At 71.7% G+C, this 17343-nt stretch carries 16 protein-coding genes; 9 read left to right on the forward strand and 7 right to left on the reverse strand.

Features of this window, described 5'->3' with window-relative positions:
- The first annotated feature begins 5 nt into the window (after nucleotides 1-5).
- Nucleotides 6-290, forward strand: a complete 285-nt coding sequence (locus ASC58_RS00460) for an Lrp/AsnC family transcriptional regulator (RefSeq protein ID WP_056914887.1) — start codon at nucleotides 6-8, stop codon at nucleotides 288-290.
- 160 nt (nucleotides 291-450) lie between these two features.
- Nucleotides 451-3309 carry a zinc ribbon domain-containing protein gene (locus ASC58_RS20845; RefSeq protein WP_056918057.1) on the forward strand — a complete coding sequence of 953 codons (2859 nt, stop codon included), beginning with the start codon at nucleotides 451-453 and terminating at the stop codon, nucleotides 3307-3309.
- A gap of 33 nt (nucleotides 3310-3342) precedes the next feature.
- On the opposite strand, the gene trpD is transcribed toward ASC58_RS20845, so the two are convergent.
- On the reverse strand, nucleotides 3343-4401 hold the full coding sequence (gene trpD, locus ASC58_RS00470) for an anthranilate phosphoribosyltransferase (RefSeq protein WP_200947696.1): 1059 nt from the start codon (nucleotides 4399-4401) through the stop codon (nucleotides 3343-3345).
- Nucleotides 4402-4406: 5 nt separating this feature from the next.
- Complete coding sequence (locus ASC58_RS00475) at nucleotides 4407-4859, reverse strand: response regulator transcription factor (RefSeq protein ID WP_056914889.1); 453 nt, start codon at nucleotides 4857-4859, stop codon at nucleotides 4407-4409.
- Between the two features lie 164 nt (nucleotides 4860-5023).
- Here ASC58_RS00475 and ASC58_RS00480 point away from each other — a divergent pair, with 164 nt between their 5' ends.
- The 5 genes from ASC58_RS00480 to ASC58_RS00500 all read left to right on the forward strand — a co-directional run bounded on the left by ASC58_RS00480 (nucleotide 5024) and on the right by ASC58_RS00500 (nucleotide 9961).
- On the forward strand, nucleotides 5024-5695 hold the full coding sequence (locus ASC58_RS00480) for a heme-copper oxidase subunit III (protein WP_082552803.1): 672 nt from the start codon (nucleotides 5024-5026) through the stop codon (nucleotides 5693-5695).
- Between the two features lie 73 nt (nucleotides 5696-5768).
- Nucleotides 5769-6551: a c-type cytochrome gene (locus ASC58_RS00485; RefSeq protein ID WP_056914890.1), complete on the forward strand. Its 783-nt coding sequence runs from the start codon at nucleotides 5769-5771 to the stop codon at nucleotides 6549-6551.
- A gap of 85 nt (nucleotides 6552-6636) precedes the next feature.
- Nucleotides 6637-7731 (forward strand): ubiquinol-cytochrome c reductase iron-sulfur subunit, encoded by a 1095-nt coding sequence (locus ASC58_RS00490; protein WP_056914891.1) that lies wholly within the window; start codon nucleotides 6637-6639, stop codon nucleotides 7729-7731.
- Nucleotides 7728-9494: a ubiquinol-cytochrome c reductase cytochrome b subunit gene (locus ASC58_RS00495; RefSeq protein ID WP_056914892.1), complete on the forward strand. Its 1767-nt coding sequence runs from the start codon at nucleotides 7728-7730 to the stop codon at nucleotides 9492-9494. Before ASC58_RS00490 ends, ASC58_RS00495 begins: the two co-directional genes overlap by 4 nt.
- A gap of 125 nt (nucleotides 9495-9619) precedes the next feature.
- Nucleotides 9620-9961, forward strand: coding sequence for a metallopeptidase family protein (locus tag ASC58_RS00500; protein ID WP_082552804.1), 342 nt, complete (start codon nucleotides 9620-9622; stop codon nucleotides 9959-9961).
- A gap of 9 nt (nucleotides 9962-9970) precedes the next feature.
- On the opposite strand, the gene ASC58_RS00505 is transcribed toward ASC58_RS00500, so the two are convergent.
- The 5 genes from ASC58_RS00505 to coxB form a co-directional block, all read right to left on the reverse strand.
- Entirely contained in the window at nucleotides 9971-11026 is a 1056-nt protein-coding gene (locus ASC58_RS00505; protein ID WP_056918058.1) for an alkaline phosphatase family protein, read from the reverse strand.
- Nucleotides 11027-11039: 13 nt separating this feature from the next.
- Nucleotides 11040-12281, reverse strand: coding sequence for an Ig-like domain-containing protein (locus tag ASC58_RS00510; protein ID WP_235529033.1), 1242 nt, complete (start codon nucleotides 12279-12281; stop codon nucleotides 11040-11042).
- 367 nt (nucleotides 12282-12648) lie between these two features.
- Nucleotides 12649-13050, reverse strand: a complete 402-nt coding sequence (locus tag ASC58_RS00515) for a cytochrome c oxidase subunit 4 (RefSeq protein ID WP_056914896.1) — start codon at nucleotides 13048-13050, stop codon at nucleotides 12649-12651.
- A 2-nt stretch (nucleotides 13051-13052) separates the two neighbouring features.
- Nucleotides 13053-14852, reverse strand: coding sequence for a cytochrome c oxidase subunit I (gene ctaD, locus ASC58_RS00520; protein WP_056914897.1), 1800 nt, complete (start codon nucleotides 14850-14852; stop codon nucleotides 13053-13055).
- A complete protein-coding gene (gene coxB / locus ASC58_RS00525; protein ID WP_056914898.1) occupies nucleotides 14852-15748 on the reverse strand; it encodes a cytochrome c oxidase subunit II in 897 nt (298 codons plus the stop codon). The genes ctaD and coxB overlap by 1 nt, the downstream gene beginning before the upstream one ends.
- 96 nt (nucleotides 15749-15844) lie before the next feature.
- On the opposite strand from coxB, the gene ASC58_RS00530 reads away from it, so the two are divergent.
- Nucleotides 15845-17071 carry a cysteine desulfurase family protein gene (locus ASC58_RS00530; RefSeq protein WP_235529034.1) on the forward strand — a complete coding sequence of 409 codons (1227 nt, stop codon included), beginning with the start codon at nucleotides 15845-15847 and terminating at the stop codon, nucleotides 17069-17071.
- Nucleotides 17068-17340, forward strand: coding sequence for a sulfurtransferase TusA family protein (locus tag ASC58_RS00535; RefSeq protein ID WP_056914899.1), 273 nt, complete (start codon nucleotides 17068-17070; stop codon nucleotides 17338-17340). Before ASC58_RS00530 ends, ASC58_RS00535 begins: the two co-directional genes overlap by 4 nt.
- Nucleotides 17341-17343: the final 3 nt, after the last annotated feature.

Raw genomic sequence — 17343 nt, forward strand, 5'->3', positions numbered from 1 at the left:
GGCAGGTGATCTCCGCCATCGTCCTCATCAACGCCGAAGTCGACCGGATCCCCGAGGTCGCCCAGGCGATCGCCGAGCTGGACGGGGTCAGCGAGGTCTACTCGGTGGCCGGCGACGCCGACCTCATCGCGCTGGTGCGGGTCCGCGCGCACGAGGAGCTGCACGACGTCATCGCCGGACGGCTCAACAAGGTCGAGGGCGTCACGGGCACCAACACGCACATCGCGTTCCGCACGTACTCCAAGCACGACCTCGAGGCGGCGTTCAGCCTCGGCCTGGACGGCGACTGAGCCCACGGGCCATCCCGGTCGTCAGGGGGCCGTCCGCGCGACCACCCGGGAGTACGGACACCCGTCCGGCTGATCTGAGTAGCAGAACCCATCCGGCGGCAGGGCGCACCCTCCACACTCGTGCCACCGCGCACGGTGCGCGCCCTTCCCTGGAGGACCGATGCCCCCGATCCCCTGTCCGTCCTGCGGCGCCCCGCTCCCGGCCCAGCCGGTCCAGTGCCCCGCCTGCCGACTGCCCCTGATCGGACCCGACGCCGCGCGGCTGTGGGAGCTCGACCAGCGCCTCGCAGCCCTACGGACCGAACGAGCACAGGTCCTGCTGGCCCTGCGCACCACGGGCGTGCTCGAGGCAGGGGGCGTCGCCACGGCGGCGGGCTCCGGAGCAGACGTCCTCGCCTCGAGCTCGCCCACCCCTGCCGGTCCGACACCGACACCCGTCACCGCACCACCCGTCACCGCACCACCCGTCACCGCACCACCCGCCGACATCGCACCGCCCGCCGCACCACCGGCGGCCGCCGCACCGCGTCGGCGCTGGACCACTCAGCAGACCCTGCTCGGAGTGGGCGTCCTGCTCGTCCTGGTGGCCTCGTCCATCGCCCTCGCCGTCGCCTGGTTCCTCATCGGCCCCTACGGCCAGATGGTCGTCATGGGCGGCCTCACCGCGGTGGCGGCGGGCGTCTCCCTCCGGCTCTCCCGGCGCGGCCTGTCCAGCAGCGCCGAGGCGCTCGCGCTCGTGGCCGGCGGCCTGCTGCTGCTGGACACGACCGCCGCCCGCCGGTTCGGGCTGCTGGGCCTGGCCGGCCTCGACTCGCGCCCGTACGCCACGGTCACCGGCCTGCTCGTCGCCTGCCTGCTCGCGGCGCTGCACCGCCGTGACCGCAGGATCGCGGCCTTCGCCCTCCTGTCGCTCACCTCGGCCTCGATCGCGTGGGCCGGTGTCGTCGCCCTGGCCGACGACCCCGCTCCCGTGGCAGCCCTCTCCCTCTTGGGTGCGTCAGTCTTCGGCGCGGCACGGCTGCTGTTGCCCGAGTCGCTGGGACTGACGAGGCGAGCTGCCGCGGGGCCCGCGTCCGGCTGGGTCGTGCTGGCGTTCCTCGCTGCCGCCGCCGGTGCCCTCGCCGGGGCTGAGCCGGGAGGCCCCTCCTCGGTGACCTTCTCGGGCGCGGTCAGCGTGGGCCTGCTCCTGCTCGTCTGCGCCGCGGGCGCAGAGGTCGTCCGCCGGGTCGTCGCTGCCCGTGCGGCCGTCCTCGGTTCGCGGGCTGCCGTGCGCGCCGACTGGTCGGCCCGGGCGCTCACCGGCGACTGGCGCGCGCTCGGCGTGGTGGCCGTCACCGCCACCCTGGCCGCGCCGACCGCGGTGCTGTCGTTCGGCCTCCAGGTCGGCGCGACCGGCACGGCCGTGCTCGCCGTGCTCGTCGCGGCGGTCGGCGCCGGCCTGCTCGTCCTGCGACGCCCCAGCCGGTCCCTCGGGGACCTGTGGCTCCTCGGCGAGCTGGGCCTCGCGCAGCTGCTCCTCGTCGTCGTCGGCGCGGCCCACGGGGCCGACGTCGCCACGACCATCACCCTCCTGGCGGTCGCCTCCGTCGCCACGACCGCGGCTGCCCGCCGTCCTGCCTGGCGGGCCGTCGCCTCGGGCGTCGCAGCACTGGCCCTGCTGGGGGCGGTCGCGCTGGCCTCGGGTCTGGGCTCCCCCGTGGTGCAGGTGTTCGCGCTGACCGCGCTCGGGCTGGCCCTGACCGCAACCGCGCTGGCCCGCCCCGCCCGCGCCGAGGAGGTGCCCGTGGCCGCCGTCGCCGTCCTGGCCTTCGCCCTCGCCCTGGCCGGCGCGACCGGTCAGCGGCTGCCCGACGGGGTCACCGCCACCGTCCTGGCCGCGGTCACCGTGGCCGCCACCGCCACCGCCGTCCTGCGCCCCCGCGGGCGGTCCGTCGCCTCGGGTGTCGGCGCGCTCGCCCTCCTCGGCGCCGTGGCGCTGGCCTCCGGACTTGTCTCGCCCACCACCCAGGCCCTGGCCGTCACAGCGCTCGCCGTCGTCCTGGCCTCGGCGGCCCTCGCCCGCCCGCACCGGGCCGAGGAGCTGCCGGTGGCCGCCGTCGCCGGCCTCGGCTTCGTCCTGGCCCTCGTCACGTCAGCGGGCCAGCAGCTGCCGGAGGCGGTCACCGCGACCGTCCTGGCCGCCCTCGCCGCCACCGCTGCGGTCGCCGCGGTCCTGCGTCCCGCGGTGCGACCGGCGGCCGAGGGCCTGGCCGCCGTCAGCGGCACCGCAGCGGTCTGGTTGGCCGGCGGACTCGTCTCCCCTGAGGTGCAGTGGACCCTGCTGGCCCTGACGGCCACCGCCCTGGCAGCGCTGTCCGCCTGGCGCCGCGGCGCCCTCGACGAGCTCGTGCTGGGGTCCGGCGCGGTGCTCACGTCGTTCGCCGCCGTGGCCGTCGCCCTCGACCACGGCTGGCCGCACGCAGCGGCGGGTGCCGCCGCGGCATACGGTCTCGTCGCGGTGGGGTATGCCGCCCTCCCGCACCGCCGCGCTGTCGTCACCGCCGCCGTCCTCGGGCTCACCACCGCGGTGTGGCTGGAGCTCCTCGAGGCGGAGGTGACCCGGCTGGAGGCGTACACGGTGCCCCTGGCCCTGGTGCTGCTCGCTGCCGGGTTGTGGTCGCACCGCGAGCTGGGTGACCGGTCCTGGGCCGTCGCCGGACCGGCGCTGGCCGTCGGGCTGCTGCCGTCGGCACTGGCCACGGCCGTCGGCGACGACCTCGCCCGTGCCCTGGTCACCGTCACGCTGGGCGCCGCCGTCCTCGCCCTCGGCGCGTGGCGCCGCTGGCAGGCGCTGGTGGTGCTCGGCGCCGCCGCCGCAGCGCTGGTGGCGGTGACCCAGCTCGGGCCGGTGACCCTGCACGCACCGCGGTACCTCACCCTCGGCACCGTCGGGGTCGCGCTGCTCCTCGTGGGCGCCCGCTACGAGCAGAGCCGGGCAGGAGCCCGTCAGGCCGTCAGCTGGCTGAGCCAGATGTCCTGACGCGCCCGAGCGCCCACGCGAGGGGGCGGACGATCAGGCGGTCGTGGCTGCGGCCCAGGCGGCAAGCTTCTCCGCCGCCGCACCGGAGTCCAGGGCCTGCTCGGCGCGATCCATCCCTGTGCGGATGCCCGCGAGGAAGTCCGCGTCGGAGGTGCCACGGTCGGGCTCGGTGAGCGCCAGCGCGATGCCCACGTTGAGGACCACAGCGTCCCGGACCGCCCCACGGCTGCCGTCGAAGAGCTCACGGGCGACCCGGGCGTTGAAGGCCGCGTCGGCGCCGCGGAGGGCCTCGATCGGCTGCCGTTCGAGCCCGAGGTCGAGGGGGTCCAGGGTGCGCTGGGTGACCGTGCCCCCGCGGACCCACCACACCGTGGACGTGGTGCTGAGCGTCAGCTCGTCGAGGCCGTCGTCACCGCGGAAGACCGCCGCGTCCTTGCCGCGGTCGGCGAACACCCCGGCCATCAGCGTCGCGAGCCGCGGGTCGGCGACACCGACGGCGGCATACGTGGGCTGCGCGGGGTTGGTCAGCGGACCCAGGGCGTTGAACGTCGTGCCCACACCGAGACCGCTGCGCGCCGCGGCGGCGTGCCTCATCGCCGGGTGGAAGGTCTGGGCGAAGCAGAAGGTGATGCCGGCCTCGCCCGCCACCTGCTGCACGCGCTCGGGCGAGAGCGTCAGGCTCACGCCCAGGGCCTCGAGGACGTCGGCCGACCCCGACGACGAGGACGCGGCCCGGTTGCCGTGCTTGACGACGCGGATGCCGCTGGCGGCGATGACGACCGACGCCATCGTCGAGATGTTGACCGTGTGCGAACGGTCGCCACCCGTGCCGACGATGTCGAGGCTGGGCTCGGGGACGACGATGCGGTTGGCGTGCGCGAGCATCATGTCGGCGAGGCCGCGCAGCTCCTCGACCGTCTCCCCCTTGGCGCGCAGGGCGATGAGGAAGCCGGCGACCTGGACCGCCGAGGCCTCACCGCTCATCACCTGGTCCATCGCCCAGGACGCCTGGTCACCGGTGAGGTGCTCACCCGCGAGGAGCAGGGTGAGCAGGTCCGGCCAGGTGTACGCGGACCCGACCTGTGAGGACACGGCGGTCAGGACGCGCTCGGGCGCCCGCGTCGACCGAGCTCCGCCACGGCACCGGCCAGGGCGATCGGGTCGAGCGGGTGCGGGACGGCCAGGTCGGCCAGGGACCACGTCGCGAGCCAGCCGTCCTGCGGGCGTCCGGTGAGGACCAGCACGGGCGGGCAGTCGAAGATCTCGCTCTTGAGCTGGCGGCACAGGCCCAGCCCACCGATCGGCGAGGTCTCGCCGTCGAGGACCAGCACGTCGAAGCGCGTCGACTCGACCGCCTCGACCACGGCGGCGGCCGTGGCGCACTCACGCCACAGGGTGACCTCGACGTCGCGGGCCGGGCGCCGGCCAACGTTGACGCGCACCGCGTCACGGGTCGTGCGGTCGTCGCTGTAGAGGAGCACCGAGATCTGACGAGCCGAGGACCCCGTGGAGGGGGTCGGGTCGGCGGCGGTCGCGTGCGAAGCGGTCATGACGCAGATGCTACCGGTGCGGCCCCGGCGGCCTGTCGCACGGCCTTCGAGCCGACGTCGCGGACCCCGCACAGGTGTTCTGCGACACCTGTCAGGCGGCTGTCCGGCATCTGTCGGGCATCCGTCGGGGGGTCGGCGGTGTGCCCGTCCGGGAATGGGCAATAATGGCGCTCGTGGCGACAGCATCCGTGACTTCCGACGTCCCCCGAGCGACCGGGAGCATTCCCGGTCACGGGCCCGTGTCCCGACCCAACATGGTGTCGGTCGGCACCATCGTCTGGCTCTCCAGCGAGCTGATGTTCTTCGCGGGCCTGTTCGCGATGTACTTCACGATTCGCTCGGTGGAGCCCGACCTCTGGTCGGTGAAGACGGACGTCCTCAACGTCCCCTTCGCCACGATGAACACGATCATCCTCGTGATCTCCTCGGTGTGGTGCCAGCTCGGCGTGCACGCCGCGGAGCACGGCAAGCCGCACCGCGGCAGCGCGAGCCTCCTGTCGCTCAAGGAGTGGGGCATGCGCGAGTGGTACGTCCTCACCTACGTCTTCGGCGCGATCTTCGTGTCGGGTCAGGTGCTGGAGTACTCCGAGCTCGTCCACGAGAACATCACGCTCTCCTCCGACGCCTACGGCTCGGTCTTCTACCTGACGACCGGCTTCCACGCGCTGCACGTGACGGGCGGGCTGCTCGCCTTCCTGCTCATCATCGGCCGCACCTTCACGACCCGGCACTACAGCCACGCACAGGCTGCCGGCGCCGTCGTGACCTCGTACTACTGGCACTTCGTCGACGTGGTGTGGATCGCGCTGTTCGCGACCATCTACCTCCTGAAGTGACCTGCGCCGACATGACGTCGCTGCCGACCAGTCCCCTGACCGCCCTGCCCGCACCCACCGACAGGACCGCACCGTGAACGCCCTGGCCGCCCGCCGCCGACACCCCGCCGCGATCGCCCTGCTCATCCTGCTCGGCCTCGTCGTGACCGGCGTCGCCTACGCCACCTTCGCCCCGAAGCAGGCCGACGCCGCCACCGCCTCGGCCAGCTCGGTCCAGGACGGCAAGAAGCTCTTCCTCGCCAACTGCGCGACGTGCCACGGCCTGCAGGCCCAGGGCACCAAGGCCGGCCCGAGCCTCGCCGGTGTCGGCGCGGCCGCCGTCGACTTCCAGATGGGCACCGGTCGTATGCCGCTCGCGGCCCCCGGGGTCCAGGCACCGCAGAAGCGGGTCCAGTTCAGCGACGACGAGATCGCCTCGGTCGCGGCCTACATCGCCTCGCTGGCCCCCGGCCCCACGGTGCCGGACAGCGACGTCTCCAGCGGCCAGGGCGGCAACGTCGCCAAGGGCGCCGAGCTGTTCCGCGTCAACTGCGCCATGTGCCACAACTTCGCCGGCTCGGGTGGTGCGCTGACCCGCGGCAAGTACGCCCCGTCGCTGCGCGACGTCGAGGGCAAGCACATCTATGAGGCCATGGTCACCGGCCCGCAGTCGATGCCGGTCTTCAGCGACACCAACATCGCCCCCGAGTCCAAGAACGACATCGTCGCCTACCTGCACTCGGTCGACAAGCAGGAGAACGTCGGCGGCATGGCCCTGGGCAACCTCGGGCCGGTCTCCGAGGGACTTTTCGTCTGGGTCTTCGGGCTCGGCATCATGGTCGCCTTCGCGGTCTGGCTGGGCAAGAAGGCCGCCTGATGCGCATGTCACATCCGGTGGCCACATCCGCGCCGAAGGCGCACCATGGAACTCACGACCGCAACGCGACAGGATCGAACTCACGATGAGCGAAAACGGCACGCCCCACGGCGAGGTCGTCGGCACGGGCTCGAACGGCTACGGCGCCTCGGCGGTGCGGCTGGACCAGGGTCACATCGAGGGCACCGGGGGTCTCCCCGAGCGCTTCGAGAACCCCGGCCTCCCGCCCCACGTCGCGCGCATGGCCGACCTCGACGAGAAGGCCGCCAAGCGCGCCGAGAAGCAGGTCGCCACGCTCTTCGGCCTCTCGAGCCTCGCGACGGTCGGCTTCATCATCGCCTTCTTCGCGATCGACAAGGAGAGCAGCACCTACATCCCCGGGATCGGTGACGCGAGCCTCTACAACGTCGTCATCGGCGTGCTGATGGCCGTCGCCCTGCTCGGCGTCGGCGTCGGCGCCGTCCACTGGGCCAAGACCCTCATGCCCGACGCGGAGTCGGTCGAGTACCGCCACCCCCAGCGGGCCAAGGACGAGGACCGCCAGCGCGTGGTCTCGGAGCTGACGGCCGGTGGGGACAAGGCCCAGCTCGGTCGTCGCCCCCTCATCAAGTACTCCCTGCTCGGCGCGCTCGCGCTGCCGCCCATCACGCTGGTCGTCCCGCTCGTCGCGGGCCTCGGCCCGGTGCCGAAGGACGCGCTCTCCAAGACCATCTGGAAGAAGGGCGACCGGCTCGTCCGCGACCCGGAGCGCACGCCGATCCGCGCCGACCAGGTCACGATCGGTTCGGTCTTCCACGTCCTTCCCGAGTCGATCAAGGACTCCGAGCACGTCCTCGAGGACAAGGCCAAGGCCGCCGTCCTGCTGATGCGGCTCAACCCCGAGGACATCAAGCCCAAGAAGGAGCGTGACTGGGGCCATGAGGGCATCGTCGCGTACTCCAAGATCTGCACCCACGTGGGCTGCCCCGTGGGCCTGTACGAGCAGCAGACCCACCACCTGCTCTGCCCCTGCCACCAGTCGACGTTCGACGTGACGCAGGACTGCAAGGTCATCTTCGGCCCGGCCAAGCGCCCGCTGCCGCAGCTGAAGATCACCGTTGATTCCGAGGGTTACCTGGTGGCCGACTCCGCCTTCCGCGAGGCTGTCGGCCCGAGTTTCTGGGAGCGTGGTTCCGCATGAGCAACGACCGCAACGGGTCCTCCGACGACCCGATCGATCGCCTTCGCCGCGAGGACCCGCAGCCGGAGGCCCCGGCGAACCCCGGGATGAAGGCCGTCGGCGGTGTCGCCGGCTGGCTCGACGACCGCACCGGTGCTGCCAAGCCGGTCGGGTACCTCATGAAGAAGGTGTTCCCCGACCACTGGTCCTTCATGCTCGGTGAAGTCGCCATGTACTCGATGATCATCTGCCTGATCTCGGGCACCTTCCTGACGTTCTGGTTCGTCCCCAGCGCCGGTCAGGTCGTCTACGACGGCTCCTACCTGCCGCTGCGTGGCGTCACCGTCTCCGAGGCCTACCGCTCCACCGTCGACATCTCGTTCGACATCCGTGGCGGCCTGCTCATCCGGCAGATCCACCACTGGGCCGCGCTGATGTTCATCGTCGCGCTGTCGGTGCACATGCTCCGCGTGTTCTTCACCGGTGCGTTCCGCAAGCCCCGTGAGATCAACTGGGTCATCGGCTGCATCCTGTCGATGCTCGCGCTGGTCGAGGGCTTCGCCGGCTACTCCCTCCCCGACGACCTGCTGTCCGGTACCGGCCTGCGGGCCGCCGAGGGCTTCATGCGCTCGGTCCCCGTCCTCGGCTCGTACATGTCGTACTTCCTGTTCGACGGCGCCTTCCCCGGCGAGGCGATCATCCCCCGCCTGTACTCCGTGCACGTGCTGCTGCTGCCCGCGATCCTGGTCGGCCTCTTCGTCGCCCACATCGGCCTGGTCTTCATCCACAAGCACACGCAGTACCCCGGCCCGGGCAAGACCAACGACAACGTCGTCGGCTTCCCGGTCATGCCGGTGTATGCCGCGAAGGCCGGTGGCTTCTTCTTCATCGTCTTCGGTGTCCTCGCCCTCATCGCGGCGCTGGTCACGATCAACCCCATCTGGGCGTACGGGCCCTACGACCCGTCGCCAGTCACCGCCGGCTCCCAGCCGGACTGGTACATGGGCTTCGCCGACGGTGCGCTGCGCCTGCTGCCCGGCTGGCTGGAGTTCACGGCCTTCGGGTTCACGTTCTCCTTCAACGTCATGATCGGTGCCATCCTCCTCATCCCCGTGATGTACGGGCTGATGGCTGCCTACCCCTTCCTCGAGCGCTGGGTCACCGGCGACGACCGGGAGCACCACCTGCTCGACCGGCCGCGCAACAACCCGACGCGCACCGGCCTGGGCATGGCGGCGCTGACGATGTACGGCGTGCTCATGTTCGCCGCGGGCAACGACATCATGGCGATCAAGCTGGGCCTGTCGATCAACGACATCACCCACATCCTGCGTGCGGCGTTCTTCGTCGCCCCACCGATCGCCTTCTGGGTCACCAAGCGGATCTGCCTGTCGCTGCAGCGCCGCGACCGCGACCTCGTGCTGCACGGTCGCGAGACCGGCCGCATCGTCCGCACCGCCGACGGCCAGTTCTTCGAGCAGCACGAGCCGCTCGACGAGTACACCCGCTGGCTGCTGGTGCAGCACGACAAGCAGGAGCCCCTGCAGCTCACGGCCGGGGTCGACGAGCACGGTGTCGCCTCCCCCACCGCCCGCAAGGACAAGCTGCGGGTCGCGCTGTCGGAGTTCTACTTCAAGGACCGCATCGACCCGGTCACGCCGGCCGAGCTCGCTGCCGCCCACCACGACGGCCACGCCCTCGAGGCGATCGAGGAGGCCCCCCACGAGGAGGCGTCCCGCCCGGCTCTCGAGAGCTCGCACCGCAAGCCCCGCAAGCGCCCCTGAGGCCTTCCCGGGCACCGATTCCACCGGTATGCCGTCCGCTCCCCCCGGAGCGGGCGGCATACGGCTGTCCGGGGGTGGTGTCCCGCCGGCGGCGGGCTGCGTGGCAGGCTGGGCGCGTGGTCGAGATGGGGGCACGGGAGTTCGAGCTGGCGGTCGGTGACGCCCTGGACGAGGTGCCGGGCGAGCTGATGGCGCTGCTCGACAACGTGGTGTTCCTCGTCGAGGACGAGCCACCACCGGAGGACCCCGACCTGCTGGGCGTCTACGACGGCACTCCCCTGACCGAGCGCGGGGACGCCTGGGCGGGTGCGCTGCCGGACCGGATCACGATCTTCCGCGGCCCGCTGTGCCGCATGTGCGAGGACCGCGACGAGCTGCTCGACGAGATCGCGGTGACCGTGGTCCACGAGATCGCCCACCACTTCGGCATCGACGACGCGAAGCTGCACGCCCTCGGCTGGGGGTGAGCGGCCCCGCTACCGCGTCCGGAGCGCGAACGCGGCAGCCATGGAGGGGGCCCTGGCCCCCTCGCCCAGACGCGGCGTGCCGGTGACCTCGGCATAGAGCCGGGTGAGCGAGTAGTGGGTCAGCGGCGTGTGTACGACGACGTGGGACAGGGACGGGTGCGCCACGACGGTCAGCACGCGGTTGCCGGCCGTGCGGTCGTCCTCGTCCGCGGTGAGCACCACCGCCAGGCGGCCGGACCGCCAGTCCGGCCCGGTCAGGACCTGCGCCATCCGGGCGCGGAACCACTGGTCGGCCGTGGCCAGCGAGCAGTCGTGCGCGTCGTGGCACAGGTCGGGCACCAGCATCCCGGCGTCGGGCAGCGTTCCGGCGCGTACCGCGCGGTCGAAGGCAGCCAGGGGCTGGTCGTAGCGCCCACAGGCGGCCCGCTCGTCGACGAAGTACGCCCAGGGGTTGTGCTTCACCGCGTAGCGTCCCGCAGCGGTGAGCCGGCAGGGCGTGGTCATGGCGTCGAGGTAGATCCCGGCCGTGCGACCCCGGGCCAGGGCCGACCCGAAGACGCTGGGGCCGTGCAGGCGGTGGACGGCCGGACCGCCGTCGTCGGTGACGCCGTGCGTGCTCCCCGAGGCGATGGCCAGGTAGTTCGGCAGCGAGGGGTGACGGGTGGCCGTGTAGTGGTCGGCGTACCCGTAGCGCTGGGCCAGCGAGTACGTGTAGGGCATGGCTGACCGCATCTGGGCCAGCGAGTGGTTCTCGACCACCACGACGAGCAGTTTGGTCACCACGGGCGCGGTGAGGGCCGCCACGCCGGCCCGGGCCGGCGGGGCGGTGCTGGACGTCGACGCGAGGGTGGAGGTGGGGGCGGGGGTGGTGGTCGTCACCGGACCGGACCGCGGTCGCGAGGTGGCTGTGCCCGAGGTGGCCGTGCCCGAGGTGCTGTTGCCCGAGGTGGCCGTGCCTGCGGAGGGCGCACCCGGGGCGCCGACGCAGCCCCCCGCGACCAGGGCGCAGGCCAGGACGCCGAGGAGACGGGTCACCGCGGGTGACATCTCGAGCACGCGGCGCACGACGTCAGGACCTTCACACGAGGGCGCTCTGCGCCTTCCAGCCCTTGTACGAGTACTGCCAGACGCCGATGCCCTCGGTCGGCAGGAACGGGCGGTTGGAGCCGGTGAACTTCACGATGTCACCGACCTTGGAGTTCTCGAACATCCACTGCGCGTTCGCCAGGGACATGTTGACGCAGCCGTGGCTGACGTTGGAATTGCCCTGGGCGCCCACCGACCACGGTGCAGCGTGCAGGTACTCACCGGTCCAGGTGACCCGCAGGTTCCACTTGGTGTCGATCTTGTAGTACCCGGGCTTGCCCTTCGCGATCCCGATGGTGGTGGAGTCCATGGTGACCTCCCCCTCCTTGCGGATGATGACCTTGGTGCCCGAGCGGGTCTCGGTGAGCTTGCCGGGACGCCCGGTGCTCACGGGGATGACCTTGATGACCTGCCCGCCGCGGCGGACGGTCATGGTGTGCGCCTTGATGTCGACCGTGGAGACCATGGCAGAGCCGACCGTGAAGCTGGCGTTGTCGTCGTTGCCGACCCACTTGTCGGGACCGGTCTGGACGCCGGTCAGGGGTGCCGCGACGGTGACCGTCGTGCCGGGCTTCCAGTAGCTGGCCGGACGCCACATCAGCTGGCGGCTGTCGAGCCAGCCCCATGCGCCGGCCTGCTTGGGGTTCGTCGTGACCTTGACCCGCTTCTCGATGTCCGCGCGCTGCTGGGCGGTGGTCACCGCCGAGTCGAACTGGATCGCCACGGGCATGCCCACCCCGACGGTGGCGCCGGCGTTGAGGATGCCGTACGTGGCGGTGACCTTGGGCTTGAGGGTCGAGAACCTGGCGGTCGTGGTGGACGGCGTGCCGTCCTCGCCCTTGGCTGCCGCGGTGACGGTGTAGGAGGCGCTGGGAGCCAGTCGGGCCGTGGACGTCCACGTGCCGTCGCCGGCGACCGTGCCTGCGACCTTGCGGCCCTTGGCGTCGGTCACCGAGACGGTGCCCAGGGCTCCGCTGACGGCCTTGACGACGACGGGCTGGTCGGGCTTGACGCCCGTGCTGCCGTCGGCGGGCGTCACCGTGAGCTCGGCCGGCGTGCTGGTGGTGGTGCTCGACGAGCTGGACGACGAGCTCCCGCTCGCCGACGGGCTACCGGCCACGGGGTCGGTCGCCGGGCTGGCGGCGTTGCCGGAGCACCCGGCCAGCAGGGCGACGGCCGCCACGGCCCCCACCACTGCCATCAGGCCCCGCGAACGCTGTGTCGTACGCACCACGTGTGAACTCCCTGTGTCCCTGTGCGCGGCCGGGGCCGCGCATCCTGCTCGTGCTTCGTCACCAGGGGCCGATCGGACGGGCCCCTGCTCGACAGACGCCGCAGGACCGCTGGAGGTTGTCGGTCGTGTCGGGTCTGTGGTCGGCCGCGACGACGCAGCCGGGATGTTGGAACAACCGAGCCCGGCTGCGCAACGCTGATCGGCCTGGCAGGTGCCGGGCCCCCTCGGAGAGCGGCGACCCACCTGGACCGCCACGGCCACCCCTCGGGCCGCCCCCACATCGTACCTTCCCACCGGGACGACGACGGCGCCCCGCCCGCCGAGCGGGAGGGGCGCCGGTCGGACGCGCAGGGTCGGGAGGTGCCGTTCAGACCGCGTGCGGGCCCTTGAAGTACTCGAAGGTCCACCCCACGAGGGCGACGACACCGAACGCGGCGCCGATGATGAACAGCCACCAGCCGACGGCCAGGCCCAGGAAGACGACGGCACCGGCAGCGGCCAGCGGCAGGGGCCACCAGGAGTGCGGGCTGAAGAAGCCGTACTCGCCCTCCTGCTCGGCGATCTCGCCGCTGGGGTTGTCCTCGGGGCGCTCCGGCAGTCGCCGGGCGGTCGCCCAGAGGTAGAAGGCGATCATCAGGCCCAGACCGGAGGACAGGAACAGCCCGGCGGGACCGACCGGCTCCTTCCAGTGGGTGAAGATGCCGTACGCCAGGCCCACGGGGGCGAAGAACGCGGCCAGGATGACGAAGAGCTTGTACTCGATCTTCATGGTCAGTCGCGCTCCTCGTGGAACCGGGGGTGCTTGTCGTGGTCCAGCGAACCGGTGGCGTGGGCGTGCTCGCCCACCCCGACCTCGGCCGGCCCGATGATCCGCGTCAGGGTGTCGGGGTCGGCCTGCAGCCCACCGGCGGGAGCCGCCTCGGGGTGGTGCAGGTCGAACGCCGGACGCTCCGAGCGGATGCGCGGGAGGGTGTCGAAGTTGTGGCGCGGCGGCGGGCAGGAGGTCGCCCACTCGAGCGAGGCGCCATACCCCCACGGGTCGTCGGTCTCGACGAGCGGCGCGGTGCGCCACGTCTTCCACACGTTGTAGAGGAACGGCAGGGTCGAGGCCGCCAGCAGGAAGGCGCCGAAGGTCGAGATCTGGTTCTGGACGGTGAACCCGTCCTCGGGCAGGTAGTCGGCGTAGCGACGGGGCATGCCGTCGATGCCGAGCACGTGCTGGATGAGGAAGGTCGTGTGGAAGCCGATGAAGAGCATCCAGAAGTGGATCTTGCCGAGCGTCTCGTCGAGCATGCGCCCGGTGAACTTCGGCCACCAGAAGTAGAACCCGGCGAACATCGCGAACACGACCGTGCCGAAGACGACGTAGTGGAAGTGCGCGACGACGAAGTAGCTGTCGGAGAGGTGGAAGTCCAGGGCGGGGCTGGACAGGATGATGCCCGTCAGGCCACCGAACAGGAACGTCACGAGGAAGCCGATCGACCAGAGCATCGGGGTCTCGAAGGACAGCTTGCCGCCCCACATCGTGCCGATCCAGTTGAAGAACTTCACGCCCGTGGGCACGGCGATGAGCATCGTCATCACCGCGAAGAACGGCAGGAGCACCTGGCCTGTGGCGTACATGTGGTGGGCCCAGACCGTCACGGACAGCGCCGCGATGCCGATCGTCGCGAAGACCAGGGTCTTGTAGCCGAAGATCGGCTTGCGCGAGAAGACCGGCAGGATCTCGGAGATGATGCCGAAGAACGGCAGCGCGATGATGTAGACCTCTGGGTGCCCGAAGAACCAGAACAGGTGCTGCCACAGCATCGGACCACCGTTCCCGGGGTCGAACACGTGGGCTCCGAACTTGCGGTCGGCGCCGAGCGCGAGCAGCGCGGAGGCGAGCACCGGGAAGGCCATCAGCACGAGCAGCGACGTGATGAGGATGGTCCAGGTGAAGATGGGCATCCGGAACATCGTCATGCCGGGCGCGCGCATGCAGATGATGGTGGTGATGAAGTTGACGGCACCCAGGATCGTGCCGAAACCACCGAGCGCGAGGCCGAAGACCCACAGGTCGCCACCGAGGCCGGGGCTGTTGGAGGCGTCGGACAGCGGGGCGTAGGCGAACCAGCCGAACGACGCCGCACCCGACGGGGTGAGGAAGCCGGCCGAGGCGATGAGGCCACCGAACAGGTAGAGCCAGTAGGCGAACATGTTCAGCCGCGGGAACGCGACGTCAGGCGCGCCGATCTGGATCGGCATGAGCGCGTTGGCGAACCCGGCGAACAGCGGCGTCGCGAACAGCAGCAGCATGATCGTGCCGTGCATCGTGAACAGCTGGTTGAACTGGTCGGGGTTGTCGACGACCTGCAGGCCCGGCTGGAACAGCTCGGCGCGGATGAGCAGTGCCAGCACCCCACCGAACATGAAGAAGATGAACGACGTGATGAAGTAGAGGTTGCCGATGACCTTGTGGTCGGTCGTCGTCATCCACTTCACGACGGTCTGGCCCTTGGTGAGCCGACGCGTCGCGGTGGCCTCCGTCGAACGGAAGTACGTCCCCGTCGACTCGGTGGCGGCTGCCATCAGTTGCTCCCTGCACTAGGCACGAGGTTCTTGTCCTCGTTCATCAGCTTGTTGACGTTGAGGCTGTTGTCGAGCTGACCGGTGTTGCCCTGCGCCTTCAGCTCGGCGATGTGCGCCTGGTACTCGGCCGGTGTGACGACCTTGACGTTGAACAACATCTGCGAGTGGTAGGCGCCGCACAGCTCGGCGCACTTGCCCTTGAACGTGCCGACCTCGGTGGGCACGACCTGGAACTTGTTGACGCGGCCCGGGATCATGTCGAGCTTCTGGAGGAAGGCCGGCACCCAGAACGAGTGGATGACGTCGCGGGAGGTCAGCACGAACTCGGTGCGCTGGCCCACGGGGAGGTAGAGCGTCGGGAGGCTCTCCTCCGCGCCCGGCTCACCGGTGAGCTCGGCCTGCGTGCCGGTCTCGTAGGTCTGCTCCTTGACGTAGTTGAAGTCCCAGCTCCACTTCTTGCCCACGACGTTGACGACCACGTCGGCGGGCTTGGAGGTGTCGAGCAGTGCGGCCTCGTCACGGGCGGTGTAGTAGAAGAGCACCGCGATCATGAAGACGGGGACGACGGTGTAGAGGATCTCCATCGGCACGTTGTAGCGCAGCTGCACCGGGAGCTCGGTGTCGTCCTTCTTGCGCCGGTAGGCCACGACGCACCAGAGGATCAGACCCCAGGTGATGACGCCCACCGCGAGGGCCGCGATCCACGCGCCGTTCCACAGGGACGTGACGCGCTCACCGCCCTCGGTGACCGCGCGCGGCAGGAACCCGTCCTGGGCGCGACCGGCACACCCCGACAGGACGAGCGTGGTGATCGCCAGGCCTACGCCGGTGGCGGATCTCCTGCTAACAGACCGCTGCCGGTGAGGGCGCGGCGCAGAGACGTCGAGCTGACGCAACGGTGCACCTTCTTCGAAACAGTGATGGGCCATCAAGCGCAAACCCTACTCCAGCCCGGACAGCTGTTCCGGTCAGGGGGCGGCTAACGTCGAGGTGTGGCGAACCCCTCCCCCGAGGCCCCTCCCGGGGCTCCCGTCGAGCCCGGCGCCGGCCCCCGTCGCCGGGCCGTGCTCGACGCCGCCCCCGGCCCGCTCCACCCGGTCGCGGCCCGGACGCTGGCCGCCGCCGTCGACGCCGGGTGGGCCGACCCGAGGCGGCTGCACGCCGAGGGCAGGACGGCGCGCCGGCTGCTCGACGACGCCCGGGCCGTCCTCGCCGAGGGCCTCGGTGTGCGCCCGGAGGAGGTCACCTTCGCCCCTGACGGCCCCACCGCGGTGCGGTGGATGGCCCAGGGCCTGTCGTATGCCGCGCGCCGCCGTGGCGCCCGCGTCGTCACCTCCGCGGTCGAGCACTCGGCCGTGCTCCTGCCGGCCCGCCACGACGCCGCGCAGGCCGGCGACCGGACCCTGGCCCGCGTCGTCCCCGTTGACCGGCTCGGCCGGGTGGACCTCGACGCCTGGGCCCGCGAGGTGGCAGTGCCCGGCACCGTCTCGGCCCTGCTGCAGCACGCCAACGGCGAGGTCGGCACGCTGCAGCCCCTCGGCCCGGCGCACGAGGCCTGTCGTGCGGCGGGGGTGCCGCTCGGCGTCGACGCCCAGGCGTCCCTGGGGCGCGTGGCTCCACCACGGGCCTTCGACGTGCTCGCCGGCGACGCGACGTCGTGGGGCGGCCCGGGTGGCCTCGGTGTCCTGGTCGTGCCCGACCGCACCCGCTGGCTCCTGCCCGGACCCGCCGACCCGGATGCGGCCCTGCACGGCCCGAGCCGCCACCTCCCGTGGGTCCCCCTCGCCCTGGCCGCCGCCGAGGCCTGGCAGCAGACCGCGGCCACCCGGGACTCGGACGCCGCGGAGGCCTTCGCCCTCGTCGACGAGCTGAGGGCCGTCGCTGCGGGCGTCACCGACGTCGAGGTCGTCGGCGACCCGGTCGACCGGCTGCCCCACGTGCTCACGTTCTCCGCGCTGTACGCGGACGGCGAGGCCCTCGTCCGCGAGTTCGACCGGCACGGCTTCGCCGTCGGCTCCGGGTCGGCCTGCACCTCGAGCACCCTCGAGCCGAGCCACGTGCTCGCGGCGATGGGCGTGCTGACCCACGGCAACACGCGGATCACCCTTCCCCTCGCGGCCGTCGCCTCCGACCGCGAGCGCGACGTCCGCGCCTTCGCGTCCCGCATCGCCCCGGTGGTCGCCGCCGTCCGCGCCGAGCTGGGGGCCACCCACCTGTGAGGGCCGCCGTCGTCGTGGACGCGCGCGGGCTGCGCTGCCCGCTGCCCGTGATCCGGCTGGCCCAGCACGTCCGCGACCTCGAGCCCGGCACGGTCGTCGAGGTGTGGGCGACCGACCCGGCAGCCGCCGCGGACGTCCCGGCGTGGTGCCGGATGCGCGGGCAGGAGTACCTCGGCAGCCGCGAGGTGGCCGAGGGCGATGACGGCCGCGAGGACGGTCCCCGGGGCGACCACACGGCATACGTGGTGCGGGTGGTCGCACCGGGCTGAGGT

The organism is Phycicoccus sp. Root101, assembly GCF_001426245.1.
GTDB lineage: Bacteria > Actinomycetota > Actinomycetes > Actinomycetales > Dermatophilaceae > Pedococcus.

Excerpts from the sequence above, each read along its gene's own strand:
- ASC58_RS20845 (WP_056918057.1), top strand. The coding sequence starts at position 451 with ATGCCCCCGATCCCCTGTCCGTCCTGCGGCGCCCCGCTCCCGGCCCAG.
- ASC58_RS00475 (WP_056914889.1), bottom strand. The coding sequence starts at position 4,859 with ATGACCGCTTCGCACGCGACCGCCGCCGACCCGACCCCCTCCACGGGG.
- ASC58_RS00480 (WP_082552803.1), top strand. The coding sequence starts at position 5,024 with ATGGCGCTCGTGGCGACAGCATCCGTGACTTCCGACGTCCCCCGAGCG.
- ASC58_RS00490 (WP_056914891.1), top strand. The coding sequence starts at position 6,637 with ATGAGCGAAAACGGCACGCCCCACGGCGAGGTCGTCGGCACGGGCTCG.
- ASC58_RS00495 (WP_056914892.1), top strand. The coding sequence starts at position 7,728 with ATGAGCAACGACCGCAACGGGTCCTCCGACGACCCGATCGATCGCCTT.
- ASC58_RS00500 (WP_082552804.1), top strand. The coding sequence starts at position 9,620 with ATGGGGGCACGGGAGTTCGAGCTGGCGGTCGGTGACGCCCTGGACGAG.
- ASC58_RS00515 (WP_056914896.1), bottom strand. The coding sequence starts at position 13,050 with ATGAAGATCGAGTACAAGCTCTTCGTCATCCTGGCCGCGTTCTTCGCC.
- ctaD (WP_056914897.1), bottom strand. The coding sequence starts at position 14,852 with ATGGCAGCCGCCACCGAGTCGACGGGGACGTACTTCCGTTCGACGGAG.